This is a genomic window from Staphylococcus sp. HMSC068G11 (genome assembly GCF_001815825.1).
Taxonomy (GTDB): domain Bacteria; phylum Bacillota; class Bacilli; order Staphylococcales; family Staphylococcaceae; genus Staphylococcus; species Staphylococcus epidermidis.
In genome coordinates this window covers 153,159-164,187 of sequence record NZ_KV822100.1, presented here as the reverse complement: position 1 = coordinate 164,187, position 11,029 = coordinate 153,159, and the positions used below count along the sequence as shown (strand labels likewise).

11 protein-coding genes are annotated in these 11,029 nt (G+C 31.3%); 9 read left to right on the top strand and 2 right to left on the bottom strand.

Going from position 1 to position 11,029, the window contains the following annotated elements:
- Positions 1–280: 280 nt before the first annotated feature.
- Positions 281–1,543 carry a BaiN/RdsA family NAD(P)/FAD-dependent oxidoreductase gene (locus tag HMPREF3058_RS11130; RefSeq protein WP_002491789.1) on the bottom strand — a complete coding sequence of 421 codons (1,263 nt, stop codon included), beginning with the start codon at positions 1,541–1,543 and terminating at the stop codon, positions 281–283.
- Between the two features lie 271 nt (positions 1,544–1,814).
- On the opposite strand from HMPREF3058_RS11130, the gene HMPREF3058_RS11125 reads away from it, so the two are divergent.
- From HMPREF3058_RS11125 to trmB, 7 genes are all read left to right on the top strand, one after another.
- Positions 1,815–3,476 (top strand): putative polysaccharide biosynthesis protein, encoded by a 1,662-nt coding sequence (locus HMPREF3058_RS11125; RefSeq protein ID WP_002491804.1) that lies wholly within the window; start codon positions 1,815–1,817, stop codon positions 3,474–3,476.
- Positions 3,473–4,165 (top strand): pseudouridine synthase, encoded by a 693-nt coding sequence (locus HMPREF3058_RS11120; protein WP_002446706.1) that lies wholly within the window; start codon positions 3,473–3,475, stop codon positions 4,163–4,165. Before HMPREF3058_RS11125 ends, HMPREF3058_RS11120 begins: the two co-directional genes overlap by 4 nt.
- A gap of 17 nt (positions 4,166–4,182) precedes the next feature.
- On the top strand, positions 4,183–4,611 hold the full coding sequence (locus HMPREF3058_RS11115; RefSeq protein WP_002491803.1) for a YtxH domain-containing protein: 429 nt from the start codon (positions 4,183–4,185) through the stop codon (positions 4,609–4,611).
- A gap of 302 nt (positions 4,612–4,913) precedes the next feature.
- Positions 4,914–6,323, top strand: a complete 1,410-nt coding sequence (pepV, locus tag HMPREF3058_RS11110; protein ID WP_002491760.1) for a dipeptidase PepV — start codon at positions 4,914–4,916, stop codon at positions 6,321–6,323.
- A 3-nt stretch (positions 6,324–6,326) separates the two neighbouring features.
- Complete coding sequence (gene dat / locus HMPREF3058_RS11105; protein WP_002491777.1) at positions 6,327–7,175, top strand: D-amino-acid transaminase; 849 nt, start codon at positions 6,327–6,329, stop codon at positions 7,173–7,175.
- 386 nt (positions 7,176–7,561) lie between these two features.
- Positions 7,562–8,353 carry a phosphotransferase family protein gene (locus HMPREF3058_RS11100; protein WP_002491776.1) on the top strand — a complete coding sequence of 264 codons (792 nt, stop codon included), beginning with the start codon at positions 7,562–7,564 and terminating at the stop codon, positions 8,351–8,353.
- A gap of 13 nt (positions 8,354–8,366) precedes the next feature.
- Complete coding sequence (gene trmB, locus HMPREF3058_RS11095; protein ID WP_002457843.1) at positions 8,367–9,014, top strand: tRNA (guanosine(46)-N7)-methyltransferase TrmB; 648 nt, start codon at positions 8,367–8,369, stop codon at positions 9,012–9,014.
- Between the two features lie 159 nt (positions 9,015–9,173).
- On the opposite strand, the gene HMPREF3058_RS11090 is transcribed toward trmB, so the two are convergent.
- Entirely contained in the window at positions 9,174–9,488 is a 315-nt protein-coding gene (locus tag HMPREF3058_RS11090; protein WP_002491796.1) for a PepSY domain-containing protein, read from the bottom strand.
- Between the two features lie 84 nt (positions 9,489–9,572).
- On the opposite strand from HMPREF3058_RS11090, the gene HMPREF3058_RS11085 reads away from it, so the two are divergent.
- Together HMPREF3058_RS11085 and HMPREF3058_RS11080 are read left to right on the top strand one after the other, a co-directional pair.
- Positions 9,573–10,658, top strand: coding sequence for a M42 family metallopeptidase (locus HMPREF3058_RS11085; RefSeq protein ID WP_002491781.1), 1,086 nt, complete (start codon positions 9,573–9,575; stop codon positions 10,656–10,658).
- 5 nt (positions 10,659–10,663) lie between these two features.
- Entirely contained in the window at positions 10,664–10,975 is a 312-nt protein-coding gene (locus tag HMPREF3058_RS11080) for a thioredoxin family protein (protein ID WP_002446698.1), read from the top strand.
- The last annotated feature ends 54 nt before the right edge of the window (positions 10,976–11,029 follow it).

The window sequence follows — 11,029 nt, the reverse complement described above, 5'->3', positions numbered from 1 at the left end:
GAACAACAAATTAATAATTGTAAATGAATATTTGAATTCAGATATAGCAATTAAATATTTTTAATAAAATATAAAACATATAAGCTATTAAATAATAAAAATCTAGCATATCATTTTGCTTATATTTGTGGTGGTCATCTTGTGAAAATATGAAGAAATACATTTTATGAATTAGTGTATGTACAATCTAGATGTGTCTAATATAAAAAAATTGCTATAAAGTATTTGATTATTAACAAGTACTTTATAGCTTATGCTAATTTGTATTATATTAATAAAATTATTTGTTTTTATCTATTTTAAATTCACCGGCAAACGTTCCAGCAACATGACCCGTAACTAATGCACTTGTTATATTATAACCTCCAGTGTATCCATGAATATCTAAGACTTCGCCACATAAAAATAATCCTGGCACTAATTTGGACATCATAGTTTTAGGTTCTATTTCTTTTAAAGAAATACCGCCACCTGTCACAAAAGCTTTGTCTAATGGAAGTGTACCATCTACTGTAAAGGTAAAAGTCTTTAGAAGATTAACAAAAGTTTGAAACTGTTGGTTTGATAAATGATGTGCAGTCATTTCATCATGAATACCAGATTGTTCGAGAATAAATAATAAATATCGCTCTTCTATTATTCCACGCAAGCTATTTTTAATATATTTATCTGGTTCTGCTTTAAGTATTTTTCTCACTTTTTGAGATAGTTGATCTACGTTTAGTTCAGGGAAAACATCTAATTGCATTTGGATATTTTTCTTTTTTTGATTTTTCTGCTCTTTATAAACAAACTGACTGCATCTAAGAGCAGCAGGACCACTAATTCCAAAATGTGTGAATATCATATCCATTTGATGACTTACTCTTTTTTTACCATTTTTCTTTAAAACCGATAAATTAACATTTTTTAAACTTAACCCTTTTAAGCGATTTGATTTGATAAAAGTTTCTGAAGAAGTGATAGGTACTTCAGTAGGGAATAATTCTGTTATAGAATGACCCAGAGATTTTGCAAATTTGTAACCATCTCCAGTAGAACCGGTTTGAGGCACTGATGTACCTCCTGTAGCAATAATTAAACTGTGACTTTCAAATTCACCTATTTGTGTTTTAACTTTAAAATTATGGTCATACGAAACACTGACAACTGGTGTTTCTTCCTTAATCTCAACATGATTCTCTTTGAGCTGGTTAATAAGCACATCAACAACATCTTGAGATTTATTTGAAACTGGGAACATTCTACCATGATCTTCTTCTTTAAGTTTGACTCCATGGGTTTCAAAAAAATTTATAATAGAAAGATTATCAAAAACTGAGAAAGGGCTATATAGGAATTTACCATTACCCGGAATATTTTTTATGATTTCATCATACGGAAGTCTATTAGTTACGTTGCAACGACCACCACCTGAGATTTTTAGTTTTCGTCCAAGACCTTTTTTCTTTTCGATTAATAAAACTGATTCATTTTTTTCACTTGCAGCAACTGCAGCCATAGCCCCACTAGGGCCGCCTCCGATAACAATTGTTTGATACATAATGATAACCTCCACACTTTTTTATCTTAATTATTGTAAATGGAATAGGATGACAGAGCTTAAGATAATAATTATAATATAAAACTTGGCAAATAATATTAAAATTGAAGTTGAGAGTCTTTTAAAGTCATATCGATTTTAATTAAAGTTATCTTTATAGGACAAACAACTATTATTTTGTGATATATTTTAAAGTAATGCAAGATAATGTGTTTAACAGTAAATATAGAACTGACAAGCATTAATAATTATTAAGATAGGAAGATAGGTTATGAGTGAAAGTAAAGAAATGGTTCGTGGAACCTTTTTAATTACAATAAGTATTTTAATTACAAAAGTATTAGGTGTCTTATTTATTATTCCGTTTACTGCTTTAATAGGTGGACAAGCCAACATGGCACCTTTTACTTATGCTTATGCACCATACAATATAGCTATAGCTATAGCAACAGCAGGTGTTCCGCTTGCCGCGTCAAAATATGTTGCTAAATATAATGCGCTGGGTGCATATAAAGTCAGTCAGAAGTTTTATAAATCAAGTTTTGTAGTCATGAGTATTACTGGTATTGTAGGTTTCCTAGTTTTATATTTATTAGCACCATACATAGCCGAATTAACTTTATCACGTAATACTCATGGTAAGAATGGGTGGACAGTTGCTGATATCACTTGGATTATTAGAATAATAAGTATGGTAGTTATATTTATTCCAGTTCTCGCAACTTGGAGAGGTATATTTCAAGGATACAAATCGATGGGACCTACTGCAGTATCAGAAGTTACAGAACAAATTGCAAGAATTGTATTTATTTTAGTAGGTAGTTATTTAACGCTCAATGTATTTGGAGGTACAGTTCTTCAGGCAAATGGTATTGCAACGTTTGCAGCGGCAATAGGTGCAATCGCAGGAATACTTACATTATGGTATTACTGGATTAAAAGAAGAAATAATATTAAAAAAATGGTCGACTCAGATACAGCGAATTTAAATGTTTCATACGGGAAAATGTACAAAGAAATTATTGCTTATAGCATTCCATTTGTCATAGTAAGTTTGAATTTTCCACTATTTAATTTGGTTGATCAGTTTACTCATAATGGTGCGCTTAACCTTGTAGGTGTCAAACCTGGTTTGCAAGATATATTCTTTAACATGTTAAACATGTCTACAAACAAAATTGTAATGATTCCAACATCATTAAGTGCTGGATTTGCTGTCAGTTTAATACCATTTATAACTAAAACCTATGAAGAAGGTAGATATGCAGAGATGCATCGACAAATTAGAACTTCGATTGGAGTTTTAATGTTCATTACTGTTCCAGCTAGTATTGGGATCATGGCATTAGCGCAACCTTTATTCACAGTATTTTATGGTTTTGATCCAGTTGTTCACGGTCACGATCCAAATTTCGATGGAAGTAGATTATTATTTTATTATGCTCCTGTTGCAATTTTAATTTCATTATTAAGTGTTACAGCATCAATGTTACAGGGTATCGATAAACAAAAATTAACGGTTTTTGTTATTTTAGGATCTGTTTTAATTAAATTAATTCTCAATTATCCTTTAATTATGTTATTACATACACCTGGCGCTGTATTAAGTACAGCAATAGCTTTATTATTTGCAATTTGTTGCAATTTCTATATTCTTAAAAAATACGCAAACTTTAAATTTAGTTACAGTTGGATACATCTAGCTAAGATTATTCTAATTTCAATCATCATGATGATTGGGGTTGAGGTGATTTTCTTCATTTTAAGATTATTCTTGGAACCAACTAGATTTAATTACTTGATTATTGTTGCAATTGGTGTCATTGTAGGAGCAATCATTTATGGAGGTATTACAATCAAGACTAAATTAGCTGATGAATTTTTAGGTGATATTCCCGCTAAAATAAGACGTAAAGTGAAGATATTGCGATGAGATTAGATAAATTTCTAGCTAATATGGGCGTTGGAACGCGATCAGAAGTTAAACAGTTACTCAAAAAAGGAGCTGTTAAGGTCAACCAAAATAAAGTTAAGTCACCTAAACTTCATGTTAATCCTAATTCTGATGAGATAATGGTAAATGATGAAGTAGTAAGTTATATTGACAAAGTGTATATCATGTTAAACAAACCAAAAGGTTATATTTCAGCTACAGAGGATGAGTTGCATCCTACTATTATTGATTTGATACCTGAATACGCACATTTAAATATTTTTCCGGTCGGACGTTTGGACAAAGATACAGAAGGATTACTCCTAGTTACAAATGATGGGCAGTTTAATCATGAAGTAATGAATCCCAATAAGCATGTTTCAAAGACTTATGAAGTCTATTCAAAACACCCAATAACTCAATTTGATATTGATGAATTTAAATCCGGAATAGAATTATCAGATGGAAAATTAAAGCCTGCAATTTTAAAGAAAGTTGATGATTATGTATCACATGTCACCATTTACGAAGGAAAATATCATCAAGTTAAAAGAATGTTTCATAGTATCGAAAATGAGGTATTAGAATTGAAACGCATAAAGATTGCTGAACTAGAACTAGACCATAATTTAGATTTAGGTAGTTATCGTTTGTTAACACAATTGGATTTTGATAACCTTAAAAACTAACAAAGGAGAGATGTAAAATGGGAAAAAGTACTAATTTATTTAAAGTTGCATTAGGCATTGGTGGTGCTATTACTGCTGTAGCATTATCACGTAAAGAAAGTCGAGATAAACTTAAACAAGAATATAATAAATATAAAGAAGATCCTGAATTATATAAATCTAGCGCTAAAGATTTAGCAACTCAAATAGGTAATAAAGCTAATGAAACAATTCAAGAAGTTAAGAAGAACCCTAAAGACTATGTTGAACGTATCAAAAGTAATCCTAAAGAATTTTTAGAAGAAGAAAAGTCTAAAATTATTGGCAAAAATGATCAGACTCAAGATGATATCGAAGAAGGAAAATTCGATGCTGAAGGTGGCGCAACTGCCAATAATAATTTAAGAGTTGTTACTGAAGATGACTTAAAAAATAATAAAAATGCATTACAAGATAAAAAAGAATAGTTATACATTTTAACTTTAGTGGAACAGAATTTGAATTCGTTGTTCCATAGCGATTACAAGGATTAGTTTTAAACATAAGTGTTATATGTTTATTTTCAATCCGTTTATCGATTGTTAAGAAAAAGAGGAGCCTAGGACATTAACTTGTACCTAGGCTTTTTTATATTTTTTTAAATATAAGTTAATCTTTTAGTCGCAACTTATTAATAAAAATTAAGTTATTTTTCTGACATCTTACTGTAGTTTCTTTTAAACATCATGTAAAATGGAACATAACTTAGAAAAAAGGAAGTTGATCTCGAATGTGGAAAGAAAAGGTTCTAGAGTACGAAAATCAAATGATTGAAGATCTTAAAGGCTTATTATCTATAGAAAGCATCAGAGATGATTCTAAAGCCACAGCTGATGCACCTGTGGGACCAGGGCCGAGAGAAGCTCTTGATTACATGTACAAGCTAGGTAAAAGAGATGGTTTTTCAACGCATGATGTTGATCATATAGCTGGTAGAATTGAAGCTGGTAAAGGAAAAGATGTATTAGGTATTTTATGTCATGTCGATGTAGTACCCGCAGGCGACGGATGGGATTCAAACCCATTCCAACCAGTAGTGACAGACAATGCAATTATAGCCAGAGGGACACTGGATGATAAAGGACCAACCATTGCTGCCTATTATGCAGTTAAAATTTTAAATGAGATGAAGGTAGATTGGAAAAAACGTATACACATTATTATCGGAACTGATGAGGAATCAGATTGGAAATGTACAGACAGATATTTCAAAACAGAAGAAATGCCTGCCTTAGGTTTTGCACCAGATGCAGAATTCCCAGCTATACATGGTGAAAAAGGTATTACAACCTTTGATTTAGTACAAAATGAAGTGACGGAAGATACAGATGAACCTGACTATGAGTTATTAAAATTTGAATCTGGTCAAAGATACAATATGGTTCCTGATCACGCTAAGGCAGAAGTGCTCGTCAAAGAAAATATGACAGATGTCATTCAAAACTTTGAAAACTTTTTACAACAAAATCAACTGCAGGGTGAAAGTACAGTTGACAGTGGTATTTTAATATTAACAGTTGAAGGTAAAGCAGTTCATGGCATGGATCCATCTTTAGGTGTTAATGCAGGGTTGTTTTTACTGAAATTTTTAGTAAGTCTTAATCTAAATAAAAGCGCAAAAGATTTTGTAGAATTCAATGAGCGATACTTATTTGAATCTCACTTTGGTGAAAAAATGGGTATGAAGTTCCATACTGATATTATGGGAGATGTCACTACTAATATCGGGGTTATTAGTTATGATAAAGAAAAAGCAGGCCGTTATGGTGTTAATCTAAGATATCCCGAAGGATTTAAATTTGAAGACGCAATCGAAAGATTTAAAAGCGAAATTAATGAACTAGGTTTTAGCTTAGAACTTGGTAAAGTTCAAAAACCGCATTATGTTGATAAAAATGACCCATTTGTAAAAACACTTGTAAACGCATATAGAAATCAAACAGGTGATATGACTGAACCATATACGATTGGTGGAGGAACATATGCGAGAAATTTAGATAAGGGTGTCGCATTTGGTGCGATGTTTGCAGATTCAGAAGATTTAATGCATCAAAAAAATGAGTATATAACTAAAAAGCAATTGATCAATGCAACAAGTATTTATTTAGAAGCTATTTACGCTTTATGTGTGGAGGATTAATTTATGACAAAAGTTTTTATAAATGGTGAATTTGTTAATGAAGAGGATGCTAAGGTTTCATACGAAGATCGAGGATACGTGTTTGGGGACGGAATCTATGAATATATCCGTGCATATGATGGGAAATTGTTTACCGTTAAAGAGCATTTTGAAAGATTTTTAAGAAGTGCTGAAGAAATAGGTCTAGATTTAAATTTTACTATCGAGGAATTAGTTGAATTAGTACGTCGATTATTAAAAGAAAATAACGTTGTGAATGGCGGTATTTATATACAAGCTACCCGTGGTGCTGCTCCCCGAAATCATTCATTTCCAACACCACCTGTAAAACCTGTTATTATGGCTTTTACGAAAAGTTATGATAGACCTTATGAAGAATTAGAACAAGGTGTTTATGCCATTACAACTGAAGATATTAGATGGTTACGTTGTGATATTAAAAGTTTAAATTTATTAGGTAATGTATTAGCTAAAGAATATGCTGTTAAATATAATGCTGCAGAGGCTATACAACACCGAAGTGATATTGTCACTGAGGGTGCATCTAGTAATGTTTACGCAATTAAAGATGGAGTAATATACACGCATCCTGTCAATAATTTTATATTGAACGGAATTACACGCCGTGTCATAAAGTGGATAGCAGAGGATGAACAAATACCATTCAAAGAAGAAACATTTACAGTAGAATTTCTTAAAAATGCTGATGAAGTTATCATTTCTAGTACTTCTGCAGAAGTTATGCCAATTACAAAAATTGATGGTGAAAATGTTAAAGATGGACAAGTTGGTACTATAACACGCCAATTACAACAAGGATTTGAAAAGTATATTCAATCACATAGTATTTAGAATTTTTAAATTTATAGTTTGAGGATGAAAATTTAAAATAATTGTCTTATTTCACCGAAAATCTGATCTGATAATGTGTTATAATTTATAATAAAGCGATTTAGAAATCAAAGAGACATTAGACTAGTAAAATGTATCTTTTTGTTTCTGATTTTTAGTTGAAATGTAACCCTAAAAATTATAAAATCTTTTATGAGTGATAAATTATGAACGGACTTAAATAAGTCGAATTAAGATGGGACTAAATATTGACTTAAATAGCTCACATAAACTGTTAACAAATTAAATGTAAAGCGTAAAAAACAAACGCTTTGTAAAAATTAGAATATATGGCTCAGAAAAACTATTTCTTGAGCCATTTTCTAGTTGAAAGTGAGGTGAACGTGTTGGAGCAGTTTTATCAGTTAGGGTGGACACTTGATTCAGCAGGAGGTGCTTCTGGTGAAGCATATATGGCTGAACAAGATGGACAAAAATTATTTTTAAAACGCAATTCAAATCCTTTTATTGCTGCGCTATCTGCAGAAGGTATTGTACCTAAACTTGTTTGGACGAAACGTATTGAAACAGGTGAAGTAGTAACAGCTCAGCATTGGAAAAATGGTAGAGAATTAAATGAAGATGAAATGAATCAAACCAGAGTTGCTGAACTACTACATAAAATTCATGGTTCAAGACCTTTATTAACAATGTTAAAGCGTATGGAGATGGAACCTATTACGCCTGAAATTATGTTGAATAAAATTAACGCATCACTTTCAAGAGAAGTTTTAACGCATCATGTTGTGAGAAGAGCTTTAACCTATCTTGAAGATTATATACCGAATTTAGACGCACGTTTCTTTACTGTTGTACATGGAGATGTTAATCATAACAACTGGTTATTATCAGATCGTGATGAACTTTACCTTGTGGATTGGGAAGGTGCAATGATTGCAGACCCAGCGATTGACATTGGTATGCTGCTTTACAATTACGTTCCTCAAAACAAATGGTCTCAGTGGTTTAAAACTTATGGCGTTGAAGAAAGTGTCAATTTGAATAAACGTATGAAATGGTACACAGTTATTCAAGCAATTGGTCTCATTCAGTGGTATGAAGAACAAAAACGCTATAAAGATATGAATACATGGCTGAAATTTTTAAATGAAGTAATGAATAGTAACTTATTTATATAAGGAGTAATTAATGATGAGAGTTCGTTACAAACCGTGGGCCGAAGATTATTTAAAGAACCATCCTGATTTAGTAGACATGGACGGTGCTCACGCTGGTAAAATGTCTGAGTGGTTCGAAAAAGAACAACCGATTTATATTGAAATTGGTTCAGGAATGGGACAATTTATAACAACATTAGCAGCACAATATCCAGAGATTAATTTTGTATCAATGGAACGTGAAAAAAGTGTGATGTACAAAGTTCTTGATAAAACTAAAGAGATGGGCCTAAAAAATTTAAAAATGATTTGTAATGATGCTATTGAGCTTAATGAGTATTTTCAAGATAATGAAATATCTAGAATTTACTTAAATTTTTCAGATCCTTGGCCTAAAAAGCGCCATGCAAAAAGACGTCTAACGTATCATACATACCTTGCATTATATAAACAAATACTTAAAGATGACGGTGAAATTCATTTTAAAACTGATAATCGTGGTTTGTTCGCATTTAGTATAGAAAGTATGTCGCAATTTGGAATGTATTTTACTAAAATGAATTTAAATTTACACGATGAAGATGATGAAGATAATATTGTGACAGAATATGAGAAGAAATTTTCTGAAAAGGGATCTCGTATTTATCGAATGGAAGCTAAATTTCATAAATGTTTTGAATAGAATAAGTAACTTATGATTAATATCAAACCAACTTTTATGTTTAAAATTATCATGAAAGTTGGTTTTTTTACAAAAAGCCCCAAATGATTTTAAATATAAATTCATTTGGGGCGAAGTTATTGTGATAGGGTTTTGTTATTATATAATATCAATTTTGACTCAGAGTTCAATAATGTCAATAATTTGTCCTGACACAGCATCTGCATAAAACTCATAATTAATAAGACGGTCATTTTTTAATACTGTGATGCCACCTTGGTATATTGGTTGGTTCTGATTTATATTTTCTAAAACAATTGGTTCTTGCACAATATAGGAACCTTTTACTTCTCTAAAATAAGTTTTGACTTCATTAAGTAATAATTCGGCGTTATACAGTTTTTTCTTCGTCAAAAAAATGAGAGAAAAGATTAATATTAAAAAAGCTGTAGAAAAAAACAATATGGTTATTTTTTTAAAATTAACTGACTTCATTACAAATTCTCCTCTTACATAATTCATATCATTAGTTTACCATATTGAAGATGATATAATTAAGCATAAGGAGTGAGAATTTATATGACTATTGATAACTCAAAAACATTGGAACGAATTAAAATATTAACAGAACTTCATGGAGCACCCGGTTTTGAAGATGAAGTGAGAAGTTATATGAAGAGTGAAATGGAACCGTTCGTGGATAAGTTTATTCAAAATAAGATGGGTGGTTTCTATGGAATAAAAAAATCAAATAAAGAAAACGCACCTCGAGTTATGATAGCAGCACATATGGATGAAATAGGTTTTATGATTACTCATATTAATGATAATGGAATGATTCAATTTTCAAATTTAGGTGGCGTAGCTAATGATATTTGGCAAGGGCAAAGGTTAAAGATAAAAAATAGGTACGGTAAAGAAATTATCGGAGTAGTTGCTAATATTCCTAAACATTTTAGAACAGGAAATGAAAGCATACCTCAAATCAAAGATTTAATGTTAGATATTGGTGCCTCTTCATCAGAAGAAGTACGCAATCGGGGTGTGGAGGTTGGTGATACAATAGTTCCTCACACAATAATGACTCAGTTGTCAAAAAACAGATACAGCGCGAAAGCCTGGGACAATAGATATGGTTGTGTCTTAGCTATTGAGATATTAGAATTATTAAAAGACGTTCAACTAGATGTTGATTTATATGTTGGTGCCAATGTACAAGAAGAAGTTGGTCTTAGAGGAGCTAAAGCTGCCGCAAAGCAAATTGATCCTGATATTGCATTCGTTGTCGATTGTTCCCCTGCAAATGATATCAAAGGTAAACAACAACTTTCTGGTATGTTAGGGGAGGGGACTTTAATTCGTATCAAAGATGGTACTATGATACTTAAACCAATATTTAGAGATTATCTCCTTAAGCTAGCACAAGAAAATCAGATTGCATATCAATATTATATATCACCTGGAGGTACAGATGGTGGGGAGATTCATAAAGCGAATGAAGGTATACCAACAGCTGTTATTGGAGTGTGTGCACGCTATATTCATAGTACAGATGCGGTGTTTGATATTAGAGATTATTTTGCTGCACGTCACTTGTTAAAAGAAAGTATTATTCATTTAACAAGTGAACAAATTCAACAATTACAATATGGAAAGGAACTTTGACATTTATGATTAAACTTGAATCAGAACAACAATTTGAAGAATTAAAAAAAGGGTATACAGTATTTGAATTCACTGCTGAATGGTGTCCAGATTGTAAGGTGATTGAACCGGATTTACCTAAATTAGAGAAAAAATACAGTCAATTACAATTTGTGTCTGTAGATAGAGATCAATTTATAGATATTTGTGTTCAAAATGATATTTTAGGTATTCCTAGTTTTCTTATCTTTAAAGAAGGTCAACTTTTAGGAAGTTATATAGGTAAAGAGAGAAAATCAATTGATCAAATTGATCAATTTTTATCTCAACACATTTAATAATTAGTCAGAAAATGACTCAGCAAATCTACATTAATTTATAATAACAAATTA